This window comes from Legionella cherrii, assembly GCF_900635815.1.
GTDB lineage: Bacteria > Pseudomonadota > Gammaproteobacteria > Legionellales > Legionellaceae > Legionella > Legionella cherrii.
Map to the genome: position 1 here is coordinate 2,890,737 of NZ_LR134173.1, position 21,758 is coordinate 2,912,494.

The following is a 21,758-nucleotide window of genomic DNA, read 5'->3' on the forward strand; positions in this document are numbered from 1 at the left end:
CCATGATTAAGTGTAGATGATTTTTTTCATTTGGATATCACGAACTAGAGAATTTATCATTCACTCCTCTTCCGGTCATCCCGAGTGCCACGAGGGCTCTCTCAATTGTCACGTAGTGCATCCCTCGCTAGGTTGGGGACGACGGAAAATAAACAAAATACGCCCTCTTAGGGCGAATGAGGTATTCCTTTAAGACAATCAAATTTGCGCGGCCAAGCGAGTTAACACATTTCCGGGCCCCACTTCTATAAAAACTGTTTCGCCTTGATTCTTTAAATAGCGAATTGTTTCAGTCCAGCGTACTGGATGAGTAATTTGCTTCACCAAATTATCTTTCACCATATTGTCGGTATAAGGTTCCGATGAGACATTAGCAATCACTTGCGATTGGAGCGGCGAAAACTGAAAAGGAGCAATAAATTTTGCAAACTCATCAGCAGCTGATTGCATATAACGTGAATGGAAAGCGCCACTAACTTTTAAGGGCACACACATCAACGCTTCACTGGCAAGTAGTTCGTTCGCTTTGGCAATATCGACAGCAGGTCCTGAAAGGACTATTTGTTTCGGCGAGTTAAAATTAGCAAAATCTACAGAATCCAATCCATTAACTCTAAGTAAAAACTTGATTCGATCCTCAGTTAAATTAATTACAGCAAGCATTCCTCCCCCACTAGCCTGGGCCATCAACTCGCCTCGTTTTTGCACCAGTTTTAACCCAGTGACAAAATCAAAAGCACCCGCAGCAAATAATGCAGCATATTCTCCTAGACTATGTCCAATGAGATATTCTGGCATTGGTTCTTCCTCTGCTCTGGCTAAAAAAGAAAGGGCTTCAATAACATATAACGCAGGTTGAGTGTATTCGGTATGACTTAATTGCTGCTTTGGATCCTCTAAACATAATTCTTTAATGGAATATCCTAGAACCTCATCAGCTTGTTTTATTTGTTCAGGGAAATATGAAAATAATTCAATTCCCATTCCTTTTGCCTGGGAACCTTGCCCAGGAAACATATAGATAGTCATAGCGCTCCTTTTCTCACATGAACATTCCAAATACAACCCATAATAATTAGAACTCTATATAAAGTCATTAAATAAATGCGCTAGAACGTTAACCCGAGCGTAACACAGGGATGACTTGATAGCACAATAAAATCAATCATCCCGATTATTAGTTATCCTAAATAAGTAATGTTTCGCCAAAGAATTGACAGGGTCAATTTTAGGGTGAAGAAAATCCCCCTGTACATCTCGAATCATTCCAAGCTTTTCCATAACGCGTTGGGAACGTAAATTATCAGGAACTGTAAAGGCAACTATTTCTTTTAAATTTAAAATATTAAACGCGTAATTCAAAACAGCTTTGGCTCCCTCAGTTGCATAACCCCTACCCCAAAAAGAAAATGCCAAACGCCATCCGATTTCTACACAGGGTGTAAAATGTGCTTCCCAAACTGGACTATTTAAACCAATAAACCCCATGAATTGGTGTGTACTTTTTTCTTCAACAGCCCATAAAGTAAAATGGGCTTCAGCGAGTTGAGTATTCATGCGTTCTATAAATGAAGTCACCATCTCCATAGTCCATAGATTGGGCATGAATTCCATCACTTTAGGATCTTGATTCATAGAAAAAAATGGAGCGATATCCTCATCGCTCCAAGCTCTTAACAATAGCCTAGGTGTCTCGATAGTTTTCATGGCAAATAAATTGTACCTTGTAAATAAAGATGACTCGTTCCATAAAGAAAAACACGCCCTTCTTTAACTTCACACTGCAGCTTGCCCTGGCGGTTACCTCCTTGCATCGCTTTGATATGTGATTTACCCAGTTGTTCACACCAATAAGGTGCAATAACACAATGTGCAGAACCCGTCACTGGATCTTCTGGAACATTACATCCAGGATAAAAACAGCGTGAATAAACATCAGTATTGTTACCTGGGGCAGTTAAAATTAAACCTCTATAATCCAAACGGGCTACAGCATCCAAATCAGGCTGTGCATCTCTCACGTCGCTTTCATTTTCATAAACAAACATTAAATCAAACTGACTTTTAAGGACTTTCTGAGGTTTTTTTAAATTTAACAGTTGCAGCTCGGGAGAAAGTTCAATTGGATAATAAGGTAATGCTGGAAAATCCATCATTAATCCATCCCCTTGTTTGCGTACAATTAGCCTCCCACTCTTGCAATTAAATTTTATTTCTTTCCCCTTAAATCCTAATTGATTAAAAATGACATGCGCCGTAGCAAGCGTAGCATGGCCACATAATGCAACTTCTTCGTTGGGCGTGAACCATCTAATATAAAATCCCTCTTCTTCAGGAACAAAAAAAGCCGTTTCTGATAAATTATTTTCTGCAGCGATTTTTTGCATTTCATTTTCTGTGAGCCAATTATCTAAAGGACAAACTGCTGCTGGATTACCTTCGAAAAGACTGGATGCAAATGCGTCCACTTGATACATAGGTAAATTTTTCATACATACCCCTAAAACGATGATTCAATAACAAGAACGGTATATATGAAGATCTTTGTAGGAAATTCAAGAGTAATGATAGATTTTCTTTTTTGGTTATGTCTTTAGAATGAATTTTTAGACAATAAAACCACTTGATTAGTTTACCACATCCTTAGATTATACGTTCAGGCTCAGTAAAAGAATATGCCAGAACAATAATTCTGAGGTTGCAGCTATAACCAAAATTTAATTGCATGAAAAGCAAACCCAGGTTGTAGGAAATCCTTAGCCCAGGTTAAACTTAACACGCAGCGATAGCTGAGAATATTTGATTCGTTACTTTACTTATTCAGTAATAATTGTAACGTCTTGTGCCTTCAACCCTTTCGGTCCTTTATCAAGCACAAAGGAAACTGGATCATTTTCATGAAGAGTTTTGAATCCAACACCTTGGATATCTTTATAATGAACAAAAATGTCATCGCCATTTTCATTAATAATAAATCCAAATCCTTTTTTCTCATTGAACCATTTTACATGGCCCGTTTCTCTTTGCGACATTAGCTATCCCCTTTGTCTTAAGCTTTACTATCCAACTATTACAGATGTTTATTTTCAGTGTAAAAAATACTCATGATTAAAACACTGAGTTATAATAAACATTTACTCATGTAGGAAATAATTCACTACATATAGATTAGCATAGCAGTTTTTTATTGATTGTTAAGGATTTTTTAAAAAAAAATCGCGATCTTTAAATTTTTTTTCTCTACTGGAACTACATAATGAATCAGATGAAATCAGCTTTTATAAAATTAGCACTTGATTGCCAAGTATTAAAATTTGGTGAATTTACTTTAAAGTCAGGTCGGAGCAGTCCTTACTTTTTTAATGCAGGATTATTTTATCAAGGGAACGCTTTACGGCAGTTGGGACAATTTTATGCAAAGACGCTAACCGAACAAAAGGCTCAATTTGATCATTTGTTTGGACCAGCCTATAAAGGGTTACCTCTTGCTACCGCTACAGCAATAGCCCTAGCAGAATTCGGTCAAGAAACTACCGTTACTTTTAACCGTAAAGAGGTAAAAGATCATGGTGAAGGAGGTCAATTAATTGGTGCTCCATTAACTGGAAGAACGATTATCGTTGATGATGTCATTACTGCAGGTACTGCTTTTAGAGAGTCTCAAATTTTAATTAAAGAAAATGGAGGGCAATTAACTGGGGTTATCATAGCACTCGATCGCTGCGAACGAGGAGTATCTCAAAACTCAGCATTGGCTGAAATTAAAGCTCAAGGTATTGACGTTTATTCCATCATCACCTTATTTGATTTAATCGACTACTTAAAAAGTGTCAATCAAAACGAGCAGGTTAAAAAGCTTGAGGATTATCAAGCACTTTATGGTGTTAACCTATAAAATTTTGCGCATCAATCAACATAGTACATCGCTTTTCGATAACCTGAGTGGAGTGCAACAACATTGGTATTCCCTTCTCCTCAATAGGCAAGAAGGTGTCCATTAGGGCGGATAAGGGTATTCATTCTTTACCCGCTCCCTAGGCGCTCCATTGTAGGGCCAAGGCCCAACCAACATCTGTTAGTCTATCAATTGAGTTCATCGGCTTTACATTTATTTTTGGAGCCTGGATTCCGTGCAGCCCCCCCTCATTGCTCGGGGTGATGATCCCCAAAACCCGTGTCCGTATTGCTGCATCCAGGCTGAGGTTATGTTGAGTTCATCAAAGATTGATTCGTGCCATCATTTTTTATTGACAGTATTAAAAATAGACATTATTATCGAGTTAATGTTCTACTACATTAATACATTAACATGAAAACACATACTACGATAAAACATTCTGCTCTCCCTGATTTAATGCATGCCCTCAGCTTGCTTGAGAATAAAGAAGAAGCGTTACAGTTTTTTACTGACCTATGCACCCCAGCTGAATTGGAAGCAATGGCAGATCGTTGGCAGGTCGTTCCTCTATTGCGACAAGGTATCCCCTATCGCACCATTCATGAACAAACGGGGGTCAGTGTAACCACAATAACCCGTGTGGCGCGCTGTTTAAGTTTTGGTACAGGCGGTTATGAATTAATCGCGAAGAGATTGGAGTCATCGTGAAAAATCGTTTACGTTTAGCCTTGCAGAAGAAGGGGCGCTTATCAGAAGAATCTCTAAGTCTTTTACAGAGATGCGGTTTAAAATTTCGTATCAAACCGAATAGCTTGCTCACCCATGTTGATAACTTTCCTATTGATTTACTTTTTGTACGTGATGATGACATCCCTACCTTGGTATTCGATGGCCTATGTGATGGCGGCATCGTTGGTGAAAATGTCTTATTTGAAGCAGCTCTTGCGAATCCAACCAAATCATACAAAATTTCAGCCGCATTAGGCACTTGTACTTGCCGCTTATCTATAGCTGTCCCTGAATCCACAGATTATCGAGGACCGGGGAGTTTAGATGGTAAGCGAATTGCTACCAGCTATCCAAATTTGCTCAACCAATATTTGCGGAATAAAAAAATATGTGCGGAAAGCCTTGTATTATCAGGCTCCATTGAAGTTGCTCCACGCATGGGTATGGCCGATGCGATTTGTGACCTGGTTTCAAGCGGGCAAACCTTGGAAGATAACAAGCTCTATGAAGTGGATACCGTACTTTCCAGCCAAGCGGTATTGATTCAAAGTGATGAGAAGCCTTCCTGTATGTTTCAAGACTTGTTTGACATGCTCTCGCGAAGAATTCAATCCGTACAACAGGCACAAGAAAGAAAATACATTGTTTTTCATGCCCCAAAATCAGCCCTCGAAGCCATTGCAGAAAAACTACCTGGCGCTGAGTCACCCACCATTCTGCCTTTACCCGGAACTATGAATAAAGTGGCCGTTCATGTTGTTTCTAGTGAACGCGTATTTTGGAACACTTTAGAAACCATTCAAACCCTCGGAGCCAGTTCTATATTGGTGTTACCTATAGAAAAAATGTTGGAGTAATATGATGTTATCGATTAAAAATTGGCAATCCCTCTCGCAGACGGAAAAAAAACACTATCTTACTCGTCCCTTGCAAGCATCTTCCGCAAAAGACAAAGTGCAAGAGATTATTAAACAGGTGCGTACCTTTGGAGATGATGCATTATTTGCATTCACAGAACAGTTTGATGGCGCTCGTTTGCAAAGCCTACAAATTCCCAGACAGAAAATTGAAAATTCGTGCATCAGTAAGAAATCACTGACAGCCATCACTGAAGCCATAAAGACAATTACTCTGTATCACCAATCCCTTTTACCAGAAAACAAAAAAATTTGTACTGCTCATGGTGTGACAATTGACACCACCTATAGACCCATTCAACGGGTTGGTCTGTATATACCTGGTGGTAATAATACGCCGTTAGTTTCTTCATTATTAATGCAAGCTGTACCTGCAGTCGTAGCTGGATGTCCTATAAAAATATTATGCACACCACCTGATGCATCAGGTTCAATCAATGAACATCTTCTTGTAGCAGCACGTTTATGTGGCATAGATACTATTTATACCCTTGGGGGGGCACAAGCAATCGCAGCTATGGCTTATGGTACAGAAACAGTTACAAAAGTAGACAAAATTTTTGGGCCAGGTAATCGTTATGTTACTGAAGCCAAAACTCTAGTTGCCTCAGATCCATATGGTGCCGCTATAGATATGCCCGCCGGACCATCCGAAGTCATGATTATTGCAGACAATCAAGCAAATCCAGCATTTATCGCTGCTGATTTGCTGGCGCAAGCAGAGCATGGTGTCGATTCCCAAGTCATTTTGGTTTGTGACACGCTTCAATGTGCAGAACAAGTGAACCAACAGCTGCAAGTTCAATTCAGTACTTTGTCAAGAGCGCAAATAATCCAGCAATCCATGGCGAATAGCATGATTATTGTCTGCGCAGAAAAAACAGAACAATTAAACATCATTAACTCCTATGCTCCAGAGCATTTGATTCTCAATCGAAAAGATGCCGAGTCTTGGATTGAGGAAATCAATTCTGTAGGCAGTATATTTCTAGGTCCCTGGGCTGCCGAAACCCTTGGGGATTACGTGACCGGATCAAACCATGTTCTTCCAACCTATGGTTTTGCCAGAAATCACAATGGTCTGAGTACCCTCGATTTTTTAACTTGTTTTAACGTGCAATCGATTAGCACCGAGGGAATTAGGGAGTTAGGGCCCTCGGCAATTGCACTGGCACAGATTGAAGGATTGGATGCCCATGCCAAAGCAGTGGAAATTAGACTTGCTTCATTGGAGAAATAAATGTCCGTACTCAACTTAATACGCTCTGAATTGTTAAACAAAGAACCCTATGTTCTTGGCAGTGCTCCAATTAAATACCGACTCCACGCAAACGAGCTTCCTTGGTCTGCATTAAGTACGGATATCGACTTAAATTTTTATCCAGAAAAAGCTTTACAAGACCAGCTGCAAGAGCAATTAGCAAAACGCTATCAAGTTAATATAAATCAAATGGTACTTACTCGAGGCTCAGATGATGGCATTGACTTAATCAGTCGTTTGTTTTTAAGTGCAGGCCAAGACGCTTGCATGCAATTTCCACCTACCTTTTCCATGTATTCCTTTTATGCATCATTACAAGATGCCCAGCTTATCGAGTGTCCGTTAGATCCTCTGTGTCAGTTTAAAATCTCACTGGAAGATATCGGCAAGAGTTGGCAAAAAAATTGTAAAATTATCTTTTTGTGTAACCCGAATAATCCAACTGCTCACCGAGTCGATCTGGATTTTATCGCACAGCTATGTGCGGAGTACAAAAATCGCTCCGTCATCGTGGTTGATGAGGCATATATCGAATTTACTCAGGCACCAAGTGCAACTCGTTTAATTCCTGAATATGACAACTTAATTGTTTTGCGTACTTTGTCGAAAGCCTATGGTCTTGCCAACCTTCGTTTGGGCATTGTATTAGCACAAGAACAGCTAATCCAACGCTTGAATAAAATTATGCCTCCCTTTCCCCTTTCAAGTGTTGTGATTGATTTAGCACTGCGCGCATTGGAAAATTCTGATTGGTTTTTAGAAGCAATTGATAGGATAAGTACTTCGCGAACAAAATTGATCCAGAAATTACAATTTTGCTCTGTGATTGAGAAAGTGTATCCAACAGAAACGAACTTTATTCTTATTAAAACAAAACATACAACCCAATTAGTCTCATGGCTTATCAAACAAGGCATGGTGATCAAAAGTTTTTCACCTCAATCCTCGTTGCACGATCATTTACGAATCACTGTAGGTGATGAGCCACAAAATCAGCTGTTGCTGAATGCTCTATCTTCTTTTCAAAATAATGGCTTAGGATATTAAAATGCAAAAAATCTTATTTATTGATCGTGATGGTACCTTAATCGAAGAACCTTTTGATTTTCAAGTAGACTCATTGGATAAAATTAAGCTCACTCCCTATGTTATTCCAGCATTACTGCGACTACAAAATCAAGGTTTTCGCTTGGTGATGGTGAGCAATCAAAATGGTCTAGGTACCCCTGCTTTTCCTGAAGATGATTTTATGATTTGTCATGAATTTACTCTGGATCTTTTCTCTTCACAGGGCATATTTTTTGATGAAATTTTTATTTGTCCTCACATGCCCGAAGACAATTGTTTCTGCCGGAAACCTAAAACAGGATTGCTGGATCAATTTTTTAAAGAAAAAACAATTGATCATTCATGTTCATGGGTTATTGGTGACAGAGAAACTGATCGACAACTGGCTGACAATCTAGGTATCAAATTTTTGCCAGTATCTAAAGAGCATGGATGGGATCAAATTACTCAAACAATTCTTAATCACAAAAAAACCGCAGTGATTCAAAGAAAGACAAAAGAAACCGAGATTAAATTGAACCTAACATTGGATGTCGATCAAAGTAGTCCAATCAATACACCATTGCCCTTTTTTAACCACATGCTGGAGCAGGTAGCCAAACATGGTGGATTTAATCTTGAATTATATGCCAATGGCGACATCGACGTGGATGATCACCATTTAATCGAAGATACAGCCATTGCTTTAGGCGAAGGACTAAAAAAAGCGCTTGGGGATAAATGGGGCATTAACCGTTATGGCTTTACTTTACCGATGGATGAAGCTTTAGCCACAATAGCTATAGATATAAGTGGCAGAAGTTTTTGCGATTTTAAAGGCCAATTTACTCGGGAATTTGTTGGCGGCATGGCAACAGAAATGGTTCCTCATTTCTTTAATTCCTTAGCCGCAGCCCTCGGTGCAACCATTCATGTCGAAGTTAAAGGTCAAAATCACCACCACATGATCGAAGCGTGCTTCAAATCTTTAGGGAGAGCACTAGGCCAAGCCTGTGTGCAAACAAATAACGCCCTTCCATCAACCAAGGGACTATTATGATTGCTGTGATTGATGTCAGTGGAACCAATCTAACCTCTTTAGGTAATGCATTAAAGAGATTAGGGTTTAATTATCAATTAACCCACGATCCAAAGGAAATACGCAGTGCAAGCCATGTGATTTTACCCGGAGTAGGAACCGCAGCTTATGGTATGAATGCCTTGCGCCAGTATGACTTGATTGATGTGGTGACCTCACTGGAACAACCACTACTTGGTATTTGTCTGGGTATGCAATTATTGTTCGAACACAGTGAAGAAAATGATGTTTGCTGCCTGGGGATGCTTCCAGGAAAAGTACGTCGTTTGCACCACCAGGATGGCTATCCAGTTCCTCACATGGGCTGGAATCAATTGCAATGGTGCACTGAGACCTTTTTAAAACAAGGACTAAAAGAACAGGATTATGTATATTTCGTTCATAGCTACGCCCTTGGTGAGAGTGAGTATGCTTTGGCATATTGTGAATACGGCCAACCATTCACGGCAATAATTCAAAAAAATAATATTTGGGGTATGCAATTTCATCCAGAAAAATCTGCAGAAACTGGCATGATTTTACTCAATAATTTTTGTAACTATTAGACTTTTTTTGAATACTCGCTACAGAGGAGAAATGCAAGAAGACTCGGAGTACTGAACCGAGTGTACAATAAGTACATGAGGATTCAAGCATCGTATCGACCTAGCAATTCACCTCCGTAGTAGAGTTTCCGATGAAGTCATCAAAATATGGAGGCTTTATGATCCTTATCCCTGCAATTGACATCCAAGCGGGTCGATGTGTTCGTTTACGGCAAGGACAATTTGATCAAGTCACTCAATTCGATGCACTGCCTATAGAACGCGCCACCTATTTCGCTCAATTAGGGGCGAAACGTTTGCATGTAGTTGATTTGGATGGTGCACAAACCGGAACAATGCAACATCTTGCTTTAATCCGTGCCATGCAAGACACAGGAATCCCCGTACAAGCAGGTGGTGGAATACGCTCTTTAGAACAAGCAACGTTATGCTTTTCATCGGGGATTTCTAATCTGGTTATAGGCAGTATTGCCCTAAACAATCCCGAACTGACAATGCAAATTATCAACGTAATAAATCCCCAACACATTATACTGGCCTTAGATGTGCGCATGCATGATGGAATTCCTATACCTGCAATTCATGGTTGGCAAACTACCACCGCTCATAATCTATGGGATGTGGTTTCCTTTTACCAAAGATTAGGGATTAAACAAATACTCTGCACTGATATCGCTTGTGATGGCATGATGCAAGGACCCAATTTTGAACTTTATAAAGAAGCCGTCTTACGTTTTCCACAAATTGAATGGCAAGCTTCTGGAGGCATCCGCAATGCAGAGGATATCCATCAATTAGATGCATTAGGGGTGAGTGCAGCAATTCTGGGATTAACCCTGTACCAAGGCAATTTTGACCTGGAGTCGATGTTATAGCCTGGGGCTACAAAGCATCCAGAGTACATAATTAATTAATGTGAGTACAAAGTTATGTTAACCAAACGAATTATTCCATGCCTTGATGTCCGCGATAATCAAGTGGTCAAAGGCATCAAATTTCGCGATCATCGCATTGTTGGGAATATCCTTGAGCTTGCAGCAGAGTATTCTGCAGCCGGTGCTGATGAGCTTGTATTTTATGATATTACTGCAAGCGCTGAGCAACGTTCCGTTTGTCCCGATTGGGTGAACCAAGTCGCTGGAACAATTAATATTCCATTTACCGTGGCTGGTGGAATTCGCTCTCTTAATCAGGCAAAATCAGTATTAAATTCTGGGGCCGATAAAATATCCATTAATAGCCCAGCATTGGAAAAGCCTGACTTAATCAATGAATTAAGTCGAAATTTTGGAAGTCAATGCGTTGTCATAGGAATTGATAGTCAATGGATAGATGATGATTATTATGTCTATCAATATACAGGTGATGAAAAAAAAACCCTTAACTCCAAACGAAAAACCAAAGAATGGATTAAGGAAGTACAAGATCGAGGTGCAGGAGAAATTGTATTAAATTGTATGCAATCCGATGGGGTACGCCAGGGCTATGATTTATACCAATTAAAAATGATGCGCCCCTTGTGTCAGGTACCATTCATTGCATCAGGTGGTGCCGGGGCGCTGGATGATTTTACTCAAGTATTTCTCGAGTCTCGAGTAGATGGGGCTTTAGCTGCCAGCATTTTTCATGACAAAATTTTGACAATAAACGAAATAAAATTAGCACTAATAAAACAAAATATTGAGGTACGATTATGATTCACATGGAAATTAATTCTTTAGATTGGAAAAAAATGAATGGTTTATTACCAGCGATTATCCAAAATGCAGAAAACGGTAGTGTTCTAATGTTAGGTTATATGAACCAAGAGGCTTTAATCGCTACACTCACCACCGGCCAATTAAATCTGTACAGCAGAAGTAGAAAACGCTTATGGCGCAAAGGAGAAAGCTCCGGTAATAGCATGTCCATACAACATATCAGTGTAGATTGTGACAGTGACAGCCTCTTAATTCAGGTATTACCTAAAGGACCGGCCTGTCATTTAGGTTATACGAGTTGTTTTCAACCTACACATAATACCAATTTAGGATTTATAGATGAGTTAATTGAACTGATTAATGAGCGTGCAGACTCCAAAAATGAAAACAGCTATACCGCACAATTATTAGATTCCGGACTCTCTCGATGCGCCCAAAAAGTAGGTGAAGAAGCAGTAGAAACCGTGATTGCGGCTGTAAATAATAATCGGGAAGAATTGGTTAATGAATGCGCTGACTTAATTTTCCATTTATTTGTTTTATTAAAAGCATGTGAATTAAGTTTTTATGATGTATTGCAGTGTTTGCGTGACAGAGACCGAAGTGTTCATACTTAGCCTTAGTAGCCTATCTCGTCATCCCGAGCATAGTGAGGGATGACGACACAATTCACGGGTGGCGGCTAAGCCTAGACCCAAACTGCAAATTCGATCAAACTACGGCCAACAAGACCGCTGTGAGATAATTCCCTTCTGGAAATGAAGTTAAAGTCGGATGACAACTTGCTGGACCATAAACACCTAAAATACGAGCTTGTTTCCCAACCGCTCCAGCTTGGGCACCGACCAAAGAACAAAATTCCTGGGATGAAAGTGCTGAAGAACAATTACATGTCATTAATAATGAACCCTCTTTCATATATTTAAATACTTCACGGTGCAAAAATCGATAATAATTTTTAGCCCGTTCCACATGTTGTCTTGATGGAACCAATTTAGGAGGATCGAGAATAACGAGATCATAATCTCCTGCTTTTGTTAAATAGTCACGCGCATCTGCCTCAATAAACTCAATCTGAGTCACACCATTTAACACAGCATTTTTCTGCGCTTGCGCGATTGCCTGAGCAGAACTATCCACCGCGGTCACTTTTGAGGCTCCAGAGCGAGCAGCATGTAAGGCAAAACCACCACTATAACAGTAAAGATCTAATACGTTCTTTCCTTTTGATAATTGAGCAATACGCTGATGATTCTCCCTTTGATCAAGAAACAAGCCTGTTTTTTGTGCTTGAGCAAACTCAACCTCATAAACAACCCCAGCCTCAAGAACCTTTGTATTATAATGCTTCTCTTGCTCAGTAATTTGTTTCCATCCGTCTTGTCCTAATGGCTTACTTTGTGGCATCCAAACAATCTGATCTGTAGGAAATAAATTGTGTAAAGCGTGCATGATTACTTCCCGATTGAGTTCAACCCAATACGCAGAGCTCGCAACAGCACAAATCTGATTAAATCGATCAATAGTTAATCCGGAAAGACCATCTGCTTCACTATTAAACAAACGATAAGCAGTGGTTTCTTCATTAGGCAGATTTAAACATTCTCTAACCTGTTTTGCCTGCATTAGACGATGTGCAATCAAGGAAGGTAAATTGCTTTTATCTATGGATTCATTTGCTAGGGCTAATACTCTGACTCTATAGAGAGAATGCTCATTATAAACACCTACACCAATAAGCTCTTCATCTGCATTGTAAATATCAACTAAATGTCCTGTTACTAATTTTCCCTGAGCTTTAGCAATGGCCTTGGGGAATATCCATGGATGACCGCGTAGCACTGTATTTTGTTTTGCCTTAAGCAAAATAACTTTTGCATTCATTTTTCTATTTCCCAAAGAACAAAAATCGGCTAATCTACACAAAGAACGATAGACCTGCAATAGTTCATAAATTTTAGGGTCTGTTTATAATTCGCTAGATTGAGTCTAAATGGCGTCATTTTAGAGCACCGTAGCCTGCTCCTAGGCCATCCCGAGCGCCGCGAGGGATCTCCTACCGTAATACCGTGCTACATCGTGGAGATCCCTCGCTGTGTTGGGGGTAGTAAAATTGTAAACAGCCTCCTATAAAGCTTAAAAGCAGTACCCGCTCAACTTAACTAAAAATAAGAATTAGGGACAGTGATGCCACAGACTATAAAAAAACGTTTTATCCCCCTTTTTACGACCTATGTTCTAACAATTAACACATTTTGGTAATCGATATGGAAAATACGCAAAAATTCTCTTATGGACTCACTCTAGGAGCTTTAGGAGTTGTGTTTGGTGACATAGGTACCAGTCCATTATATGCCTTAAAAGTCACGCTGGATAATCTCCCTATTACTCAATCCAACATTATGGGAGTTCTTTCACTTATTTTCTGGTGTTTGATTATTATTATTTCATTCAAATACTTAATTATGATTTTTCGAGCAGATAATGATGGAGAAGGAGGAATTCTTGCCCTTTTGGCGCTAATGAAGCATAAAAGCACTCGATATGTCCCCTTATTTTACATTATTGCAATTTTTGGTGCGGGATTACTTTTAGGAGATGGCATGCTGACCCCTGCCATATCTGTAGTCAGTGCCGTTGAAGGTCTCAGTACTCTCTCAGACTCATTTACACCCTATATTTTGCCCATAGCCGGAGTAATTCTGATCTTACTTTTCATGTTGCAAGCAAGAGGAACAGGAAGTATAGGAAATTTATTTGGTCCATTTATACTGCTCTGGTTTATAACCATCGCTGTGCTTGGAATAATACAAATAGTAAAAGCCCCAATAGTGTTGACGGCAATCAATCCTTACCATGCTTTTGTATTGATACACGATACAGGATTTAAAGGATATTTATTACTCGGAGGAATTTTTCTAGTAGTTACAGGCGGAGAAGCACTTTATGCCGATATCGGTCACTTTGGAAAAAATCCCATTCGTGCCAGTTGGTTTGCCGTTGTTCTTCCCTGCTTGATCTTAAATTACTTTGGCCAAGGAGCCAACTTACTCTTACACCCGCAAGCGATTGGCAATCCTTTTTATATGATTGCACCCCAATGGTTTTATATTCCATTAATCATTCTTGCGACTATTGCAACGGTAATTGCTTCGCAAGCTGTTATTTCAGCTACATTTTCTTTAACAAAACAAGCCGTTTTGCTGGGTCTATGTCCTCGTATCCCTATAGTACAAACATCCAAGGAATTCTCTGGACAAATTTATGTCCCTCAAATTAATTTTATCCTGTTTATTGGGACAATCACTTTTTGTGTTGCCTTTAAAACATCAGATAATTTAGCCCATGCTTATGGAATCGCCGTAAATGCATACATGCTGTTGATTGATGCAATGGTTGCTTATGCTGCAATATCGATTTGGAAATGGTCAAAATTTAAAGTCACACTAATATTTGGATTATTTCTCACCATAGACTTTGCATTTCTCGGATCAAATTTACATAAGTTTTTGACCGGAGGCTGGGTTCCGGTCACCTTTGCCTTACTGATAGCAACCATTATGTACACCTGGAAATTTGGCTTGGAATATTTGCGTGAAAATTATTACATGAATAAAGATGATATTTCCAAGATTATTCGGCAATTGGAATACAAAAGCTTGAATCAGCTTACCGATTTGACCGCCATTTTTATTACTGATGTTTATGATAAAAGCGGAGGGAGCTTCCTTCACTTCCTCAAGTTAAGCCGTGCAGTTCCAGAACGTGTCCTGATTGTTAATTATATCGTGGACAACATCCCTTATGTCCATTACAGCCAACGTTATGAAATTACCTGCTTGCATGAGAAGATCTTCAATCTCACCTTGCATTATGGATTCATGGAAACGATTTCAATACCCAGGGCCCTAGAACGAGCTTCTAACAAGAATCTGTTCCCATTCAAGCTCAATGTTGATCGCGCTACTTATATGGTGGAAATTCCCAATATTACTGCATCAAAATCAAAAAAATCATTAACCTTCTATTGGCAAGAGAAACTATTTGCTTTTTTAATACGCAATTATTCAGCCAATTTAAATATCGACTTTTATAAACTACCATACAACAGAACAATGGCCATCGGTACCTATTATATTATGTAATCTCAGGAGTTTTTTATGTGGTTTAACAATGCACTAATTTATCAATATGAATTGGACGACGCGAGTGATTTAGCAGCGTCCTTGGCTGAAAACATTCTAAAACCTTGCCCCCCTCACGCTCGCTTTGTGTACGGATGGCTTCCGGCTTTTGCAGATGAGATGGTTCAAGAAGTTGCTGGAAGCTCTCTGATTTGCATGGGCAAAGAAGAGCGATTGCTCCCTCGTGGGGTGATCAATAAAATGTTGGCTGAGAAAGTGCAAATGCTCGAAACACAACAAGGCCGTCCAGTAAAACGCGCTGAAAAAGCACAAATGGCTGAAGACATCGAATTTGAATTATTGCCTAAGTCCTTTTGCATTCAGAAAAAAATGTTTGCCATCCTTGACAGTGTCAGCAAAAGAATAATAGTTAATGCTTCCAGTAATAACCAGGCCGCACAACTTACCTCTCTTTTACGTAAATCAGTAGCGGGTATCTCGATTGAACCCATTACCCACACAGAGAATCTTGCCGTGCGTTTTGCGGAATGGATTCACTCCCCTAGCACCCTTCCTAGTCATTTTCAATTAGCGTCTGATTGCATCCTATTTTCTCTGGATGATGAGAAAAAACGGGTGCATTGCAAGGGTTATGAGCTACCAGCTGAGGAAGTCTTAACATTATTATCGCAAGGTATGGGCACTGCTGAAATTTCGTTAATCTGGAAAGAACGAATTCAATTGACTCTAACGCATGATTTTAGCTTTAAAAAGCTTAAGTGCCTTGATTTTCTTCTCGATGATTTTAATGAAGTGAAACAGCTTGATGAAGACTATCAACAACGCGATGCAGCGCTTGCTTTATTATCCGGTGAGCTACGTGAACTGACCCATGATCTTTTAGCTGCACTCGCAGCAAAAGAAAAAGAACCTGAATTAGAGGTGATCGCATAGGAATGTCGATAAGGGAGCATTTAATAACGCTCCCTTTGGAATCGAGTCTTATTAAGATACTTTAAGCTTTGGTTATTTCAGTAGCAATAAATTAAAAAATCTCAAAACCGTCAAAGAATTATACCGAGACAGCAAAAAAAAGCCCGGATCACCTAATTATCCGGGCTATAAAGCCTTCAACCCTCTGATTTAGAAATTAAACAATTCTGTCCATTTTGGTTGTGTGATAAGTTGACTTGTAAACAGTAAACGCTTCGTCCGCCGCCTTTTTGAAGCCTAAAGCCATATTTGCATGATACATAACCACTAAAGCTTGTTTTGCGCTCGGCGCTTGAGGATAATTTTTAACGACATAGCTTGCTCTATTTATTGCTGCGACATACATCTTACGTTTAAAATAAAATGTTGCAACATTTAACTCATGTTGTGCAAACATATTTCGTAAATAGATCATGCGCTGCAAAGCATTTGCTTTATATTTACTGTCAGGGAATTTTTGAATCAAAATACCAAAATCTGAATAAGCTTGGGTTTGTGTTCCAGGATCTCTCCATGACTCATCCAGAGGCAGGAATTTTGCAAAAACCCCACGGGTTTGTTGAAAATTAGCCATTCCACGCATGTAATAAGCATAATCCACATTTTTGGCACGTGGGTAAAGATGAATAAATCGCTCTGCAGTAGCTGCAGATGAAGGATAATCTTCATTTTTATAATAAGCATAAATCAGTTCCATTTGTGAGTGCTCCGTATAATCACTAAATGGATACATAGTTTCTATCGCTTCAAGATGTTTTATTGCTGTCGCATATTCCTTTTTACGTAAGTCCTTCTGGGCTTCAGTATAAAGTTGCTCTGCTGTCATCCCTTTATAGGGATTATTATCTTCATCATCTTTTCCCCACCATGTCTTGCATGCAGATAAAGATACAATAAGACCTATTAGGAACAACATTTGAATTCGTTTCATAAACTACACCTAACCTATTTATAAATATATATCTGTTGCATCCACAACAGTCACAAAATTTTGGAACATTATACCTAGGACTATATAATTTGCGAACATTCTTACGCTTTTTTTGAAGCATGATCGCACTAAATGTAGCCTTATAAAAAAAGTGCTCTATAATCGCTAATAATTTTAAAAAAATATTTGCAAATCCAAAGTCGTTAGGATAGTATTCTCGCCTGGAGAGATGGCAGAGCGGTCGAATGCGGCGGTCTTGAAAACCGTTGAAGGGCAACCTTCCCAGGGTTCGAATCCCTGTCTCTCCGCCAAGTAGAACTCATTAATTAATCCTTCTCTAAATATCTTAAATTTCCCTGCTTACTGTCTGTTACAAGACATTTTTTAAAAATGATTTACGATTAGAAATCCATAGATTCCTATTCAAATCGCAATTCATTTCAAAAAAACTATTGATGAATGGATTAATTAATTTGAGACCCAGTATACTTGGATGCATCCTTAAATCCAGGTGTATGACAACTTCTAAAGTAGATTAAAACGCTTGCTATTGAAATTATTTAGGTCGTTGGTATAGTAACACTATCTAACGTTAATGGAGCGTTGCATGCTAAGGAATACACTGAAAGGTTTTGGCAGTATCACAAAGCTGTTGCATTGGTTAATCGTTATTCTTATCGCTACTCAATTTTATTTGGTTTGGTCTCTTAGTGACAACTCGCCACTGATGCCCCGCTACATAATGCTTCATAAATCTATAGGAGTAACTATTTTAATACTCGGAATATTATTTATTATTTGGCATATTCTAAATATCAAACCCCAGCCAGCAGAAAATCAACCTCGTTGGCAACATGTAATTTCTAAAATAGTACACCATACTCTTTTTATTCTTATAATACTTATACCCATCGTAGGCTACCTATTAACGTGCTCTGATGGTAAACCGATCAGCTTTTTTGGTTGGTTCACTATACCCTGCCTTATTCCTGCGAATGAGCAACTGGGTAATGTAATGTTCTCAACCCATGAAACACTTGCCTTTATAATTCTGGCTCTTGTCGGGCTTCATTTTCTTGCGGCCCTTTACCATCATTTCATTCGCAAAGATGATGTATTAAAGCGCATGCTTCCTTTTACATCGAAGAATAAACACTAGAAAAGCTTCGATTAAGATTTGACTGAGTAAAATTTTCTTTACTCAGTCAAGAACGCTTAATTCAATTACATATATTGTGGATTATAAGCAGGAGCGGATGGGGAAGTATATTGAGGTCTATCCGTTTGATAGTACTGAGAAGGTTGCTGAACTGGTTGATAGAAAGTTGGAACATAAACCACCTCAGGAAGACGACAATCAAAATGTAGCCCGCCAATGTCCACTTCACTCAGCTCGCCTTTACGTAATTTTCTTAATTGAGTAAGCAACTGCTGCGTTTCATTATCACGACTGAAAAAAGAAGGTATAGCCTTTTCTTTACCGACTACATTTTCCATTTCGGCACGTAGTGCGATCATAGCGCATTTTACTGCTATAGGATCCAAGTGTTTTTTATCACGTAAATATTCTTCGTCTGAAGCCGTTAATCTAAATCGATCGGGATCGTTGGGATCCATAGCCTCTTTGTTTGCTGATTTATTGCCAGAATCATAGAGAAGACTCATTGCAAAACAACCAATACCCGCACCGATGATGCTAAGAAGTACTGTGCCCGTAATGACTAAACCCACTGGATTGAAACCAGCAGCTATCGCGAGCGCAATCAATGGTGCAGCGCCAAAATTAAGAGTTAACAACGCTGAACCAGCACCAAAGGCAATAGAAAGAGCGAACATTAATGCTCCCTTCAACCATCCTTCACCATACCAAAAGCGATCGATGCTGTCTGCAAATTCATAAAACATATAAGTCAAAGCAATAAAAGCTAAAACAGCAGCAATTGCAGCTAAAGCGATCACAAGCAAAGCGATGATCAATTTACCCATATCGTCGTTTGAAGCGGAACTATTGCCATGATGATTTGAAGAACCGAAACAAGAACTCCCTCCATGATGATGATGAGAATCATGTATTATGGATCGAATCAGTAGATAGTTTAAAAGCGCAGAATCGTTAGAATTGTAATTGTTATAGGTGGTAATTTTATATTTAATCTTCGGATTATACGCAGGCATTTGAGGATTAAACTGACGTTGCTCTTGAGGAGAAATTCCTAGAGGCAGGGCACGAAAGATTGTATTAAATGCATGGTATGCTTTGGCTTTTTCAGAATAATCTAGAAGATGTAATGGGCTTGTGCTTAGGTCTGACTCAATGGCAAATTGTACCGCATAATACATTTCAGCGTACATCGTATTGATATCTAACCTTCGATCCTTACAATTCTGATAATGATTTAATAAATGTCCATATAATATCTTTAATTTGTGATCAGTAAACTTAGTACTTAAATCAGGCATAGCATTTACTCCTATTAATTGGGTTTATAGGCAAACGCTCTATCCTGATCCTAAGACATTAATTTTAAAATAAAAAATCAAAAAACCATGAAGCTCAAGCTAACACGTTTGTCTATAAACCTAGTGCCTTACAATTTGTGCTCGATTAATTAAACTTTTTACATACAAGTCATAATCCATCATGCCGTAGCTTGCTTCAATTTGTTGAACTAAGCTATCTTGTTGCTCCCTGTCTAACGTACTTAATTTACCATCATGAATCTGTTTCAATCGTACTACGACATAATCACCATTTGGCATTACAAGACCATTACGGCTTTCTGGTCGTAATAAATTAAATGCCATATCATTTATATCTGTATCAACCTTATCATTATCGCGAGTAGATTTAATTACGGACTTCCATGATAGGTTATTGTTACGAATCAGTTCTTGTTGTTTCTTATCCTCGACTGGGTTTAATAAACTCATGCCCATTTCTTTTGCCTTAGATTCAGCAATTTTTTTAATTAATATTTTGCTGATTTGATCCTGAACCGCTTCTAAAGGCTGTTCTTTTTCCGCCCAATGTTGGTCAACCCTTATTACTACAACTGAATCATTATCAATTTGTATTGGCTCACTATTGTTTCCTAAATCAAGCACATCATGACTAAATGCTGTGTTAATTACTTGTTTGTTTTTTGCAATAGTATCTACACCACCAGATCTTGAGAAAGGTTGTGTTTTTTCAATTTTGAGATTTAATGCATCAGCTACGGGTTGGAGTGAATCGGGGGACTGATAACTTAAATCCGATAATTGCTCCAAAGCTTGAGTATATTTAGTTTGAGCAGCTTCGGCAATGAGCTGCTCTTTAATAGATGATTCTACTTCAGAAAAAGGTTTTGTTGAAACGGGTTTATAAGCAATGAGTTTAAAAATTTCATATCCATGCTTTGTTTTTTCAGGCGGAGAAATCTGTCCTGGCTTAGTTAAATTAGATAAAATTTTATTGTAATTATTTTGTCCACTCGCGGTAATCCAGGGAAGAATGCCTTTGTCGGCTACCGAAAGTTTATCATCTGACATCGTTGAAACCAGATGTTCAAATTGTTCTGGATTTTTTTGTAATAACTGATAAGCATCATTTGCTTTTTTCTGAATTTTTTCAGAATCAGATTGACTCGCATCCTCCGGGACAGCAAATAAGATATGGGCTACTTGCCAACGTGCAGGGATCAAATAACTGCTTTGATTTTCTTCATAATAACGTTTTGCATCGTCATCAGACAGTTTAATTTTATCCTTAATATCATGCATCGAGAGAGTAACATAATCCAAATTTACTTTTTCTGGAGTCATGAATTCTTTTTTATGTTTATTATAATAATTCACAACCTCTTCTGAAGAAACGTGAGCATCCTTTTCATAACTTGAGGCCGGAATTGTTAAATAGTCATAGTCCCTGCTTTGCATGTACAAACTCACAAAGCGATCAATTTCATCAGGTAAAGCAAAAGAACTTCCCATAAAAGCAAATCGTTGCTGATTTAATAACATGCCTTGTTTTACTTCATTTTGAAAACTTGATTGAGTGAATAAAGCAGCGTTAAGAGCTTGTTGATATTTTTGAGCTGAAAAATGGCCGTCTTCTTGGAATTGAGGAATACTCAAAATTGCTGCATTGGCTTGATTTAAGCTTACATCGAAGCCATTTTTACGTGCAGCTTGCACCAACACTTCATTAGTAATCATTTGATCGAGCACTTGATTTTGTAATTTTTTCTCATCAGCGGCGGTCATTTGCTCAACATCCTGCATAGAACGGGCACGTCTATAATTATTTTCAAATGATTGAAGTGTTAAAGGCTGACCATTGACGGTTACCTTAGAATTAGTCGTTTGACGCGATTGCAGATAATAATCCACACCAAAAAGTGTAAACGTAATACCGATCAAGATAACTACTAGCCAAGCTACAACACCCTGTATACGTTCATTTAACTTTTGTAACATGTCCCGAGTTCCATAATTATTTAATTAAAGCTTTATTCAATTTAGCGAGAACCGAT

21 protein-coding genes and 1 tRNA gene are annotated in these 21,758 nt (G+C 38.7%); 14 read left to right on the top strand and 8 right to left on the bottom strand.

The window, feature by feature from the left end; all coding sequences use genetic code 11:
* Positions 1–198: 198 nt before the first annotated feature.
* From fabD to EL022_RS12305, 4 genes are all read right to left on the bottom strand, one after another.
* Positions 199–1,029: an ACP S-malonyltransferase gene (gene fabD / locus EL022_RS12290; protein ID WP_028380285.1), complete on the bottom strand. Its 831-nt coding sequence runs from the start codon at positions 1,027–1,029 to the stop codon at positions 199–201.
* Positions 1,030–1,161: 132 nt separating this feature from the next.
* On the bottom strand, positions 1,162–1,707 hold the full coding sequence (locus EL022_RS12295; RefSeq protein ID WP_028380284.1) for a GNAT family N-acetyltransferase: 546 nt from the start codon (positions 1,705–1,707) through the stop codon (positions 1,162–1,164).
* Positions 1,704–2,492 (bottom strand): PhzF family phenazine biosynthesis protein, encoded by a 789-nt coding sequence (locus tag EL022_RS12300; RefSeq protein ID WP_028380283.1) that lies wholly within the window; start codon positions 2,490–2,492, stop codon positions 1,704–1,706. Before EL022_RS12300 ends, EL022_RS12295 begins: the two co-directional genes overlap by 4 nt.
* Positions 2,493–2,816: 324 nt before the next feature.
* Positions 2,817–3,032 carry a cold-shock protein gene (locus EL022_RS12305; RefSeq protein ID WP_003631957.1) on the bottom strand — a complete coding sequence of 72 codons (216 nt, stop codon included), beginning with the start codon at positions 3,030–3,032 and terminating at the stop codon, positions 2,817–2,819.
* Between the two features lie 224 nt (positions 3,033–3,256).
* On the opposite strand from EL022_RS12305, the gene pyrE reads away from it, so the two are divergent.
* The 10 genes from pyrE to hisIE all read left to right on the top strand — a co-directional run bounded on the left by pyrE (position 3,257) and on the right by hisIE (position 11,813).
* Positions 3,257–3,895 (top strand): orotate phosphoribosyltransferase, encoded by a 639-nt coding sequence (gene pyrE / locus EL022_RS12310; protein ID WP_028380282.1) that lies wholly within the window; start codon positions 3,257–3,259, stop codon positions 3,893–3,895.
* A 414-nt stretch (positions 3,896–4,309) separates the two neighbouring features.
* Positions 4,310–4,606, top strand: coding sequence for a YerC/YecD family TrpR-related protein (locus tag EL022_RS12315; protein ID WP_028380281.1), 297 nt, complete (start codon positions 4,310–4,312; stop codon positions 4,604–4,606).
* On the top strand, positions 4,603–5,484 hold the full coding sequence (hisG, locus tag EL022_RS12320; protein WP_028380280.1) for an ATP phosphoribosyltransferase: 882 nt from the start codon (positions 4,603–4,605) through the stop codon (positions 5,482–5,484). The genes EL022_RS12315 and hisG overlap by 4 nt, the downstream gene beginning before the upstream one ends.
* A 4-nt stretch (positions 5,485–5,488) precedes the next feature.
* Positions 5,489–6,784: a histidinol dehydrogenase gene (gene hisD / locus EL022_RS12325; protein ID WP_028380279.1), complete on the top strand. Its 1,296-nt coding sequence runs from the start codon at positions 5,489–5,491 to the stop codon at positions 6,782–6,784.
* The gene (hisC, locus tag EL022_RS12330; RefSeq protein WP_028380278.1) at positions 6,785–7,852 is read left to right on the top strand and encodes a histidinol-phosphate transaminase; all 1,068 of its coding nucleotides are present in this window, start codon (positions 6,785–6,787) and stop codon (positions 7,850–7,852) included.
* Position 7,853: 1 nt separating this feature from the next.
* Positions 7,854–8,912, top strand: a complete 1,059-nt coding sequence (gene hisB / locus EL022_RS12335; protein WP_028380277.1) for a bifunctional histidinol-phosphatase/imidazoleglycerol-phosphate dehydratase HisB — start codon at positions 7,854–7,856, stop codon at positions 8,910–8,912.
* Positions 8,909–9,496, top strand: a complete 588-nt coding sequence (hisH, locus tag EL022_RS12340; protein ID WP_028380276.1) for an imidazole glycerol phosphate synthase subunit HisH — start codon at positions 8,909–8,911, stop codon at positions 9,494–9,496. Before hisB ends, hisH begins: the two co-directional genes overlap by 4 nt.
* A gap of 158 nt (positions 9,497–9,654) precedes the next feature.
* Positions 9,655–10,371 (top strand): 1-(5-phosphoribosyl)-5-[(5-phosphoribosylamino)methylideneamino] imidazole-4-carboxamide isomerase, encoded by a 717-nt coding sequence (locus tag EL022_RS12345; protein ID WP_028380275.1) that lies wholly within the window; start codon positions 9,655–9,657, stop codon positions 10,369–10,371.
* A 54-nt stretch (positions 10,372–10,425) separates the two neighbouring features.
* Positions 10,426–11,193, top strand: coding sequence for an imidazole glycerol phosphate synthase subunit HisF (gene hisF, locus EL022_RS12350; protein WP_028380274.1), 768 nt, complete (start codon positions 10,426–10,428; stop codon positions 11,191–11,193).
* Complete coding sequence (gene hisIE, locus EL022_RS12355; protein ID WP_028380273.1) at positions 11,190–11,813, top strand: bifunctional phosphoribosyl-AMP cyclohydrolase/phosphoribosyl-ATP diphosphatase HisIE; 624 nt, start codon at positions 11,190–11,192, stop codon at positions 11,811–11,813. The genes hisF and hisIE overlap by 4 nt, the downstream gene beginning before the upstream one ends.
* Positions 11,814–11,907: 94 nt before the next feature.
* Here hisIE and EL022_RS12360 read toward each other — a convergent pair whose 3' ends face one another.
* On the bottom strand, positions 11,908–13,080 hold the full coding sequence (locus tag EL022_RS12360) for a class I SAM-dependent rRNA methyltransferase (RefSeq protein ID WP_028380272.1): 1,173 nt from the start codon (positions 13,078–13,080) through the stop codon (positions 11,908–11,910).
* 383 nt (positions 13,081–13,463) lie between these two features.
* On the opposite strand from EL022_RS12360, the gene EL022_RS12365 reads away from it, so the two are divergent.
* Positions 13,464–15,341: a potassium transporter Kup gene (locus EL022_RS12365; protein ID WP_028380271.1), complete on the top strand. Its 1,878-nt coding sequence runs from the start codon at positions 13,464–13,466 to the stop codon at positions 15,339–15,341.
* Positions 15,342–15,356: 15 nt separating this feature from the next.
* Positions 15,357–16,274 carry a recombination-associated protein RdgC gene (locus EL022_RS12370; protein WP_028380270.1) on the top strand — a complete coding sequence of 306 codons (918 nt, stop codon included), beginning with the start codon at positions 15,357–15,359 and terminating at the stop codon, positions 16,272–16,274.
* 196 nt (positions 16,275–16,470) lie between these two features.
* Here EL022_RS12370 and EL022_RS12375 read toward each other — a convergent pair whose 3' ends face one another.
* The gene (locus EL022_RS12375; protein ID WP_028380269.1) at positions 16,471–17,244 is read right to left on the bottom strand and encodes an outer membrane protein assembly factor BamD; all 774 of its coding nucleotides are present in this window, start codon (positions 17,242–17,244) and stop codon (positions 16,471–16,473) included.
* A gap of 223 nt (positions 17,245–17,467) precedes the next feature.
* On the opposite strand from EL022_RS12375, the gene EL022_RS12380 reads away from it, so the two are divergent.
* Positions 17,468–17,555 (top strand) — tRNA-Ser (locus EL022_RS12380).
* Between the two features lie 296 nt (positions 17,556–17,851).
* A complete protein-coding gene (locus EL022_RS12385; RefSeq protein ID WP_028380268.1) occupies positions 17,852–18,403 on the top strand; it encodes a cytochrome b in 552 nt (183 codons plus the stop codon).
* Between the two features lie 65 nt (positions 18,404–18,468).
* On the opposite strand, the gene EL022_RS12390 is transcribed toward EL022_RS12385, so the two are convergent.
* Both EL022_RS12390 and EL022_RS12395 read right to left on the bottom strand, forming a co-directional pair.
* A complete protein-coding gene (locus EL022_RS12390) occupies positions 18,469–19,704 on the bottom strand; it encodes a hypothetical protein (RefSeq protein ID WP_028380267.1) in 1,236 nt (411 codons plus the stop codon).
* A gap of 120 nt (positions 19,705–19,824) precedes the next feature.
* A complete protein-coding gene (locus EL022_RS12395; protein ID WP_028380266.1) occupies positions 19,825–21,702 on the bottom strand; it encodes a SurA N-terminal domain-containing protein in 1,878 nt (625 codons plus the stop codon).
* Between the last annotated feature and the right edge of the window lie 56 nt (positions 21,703–21,758).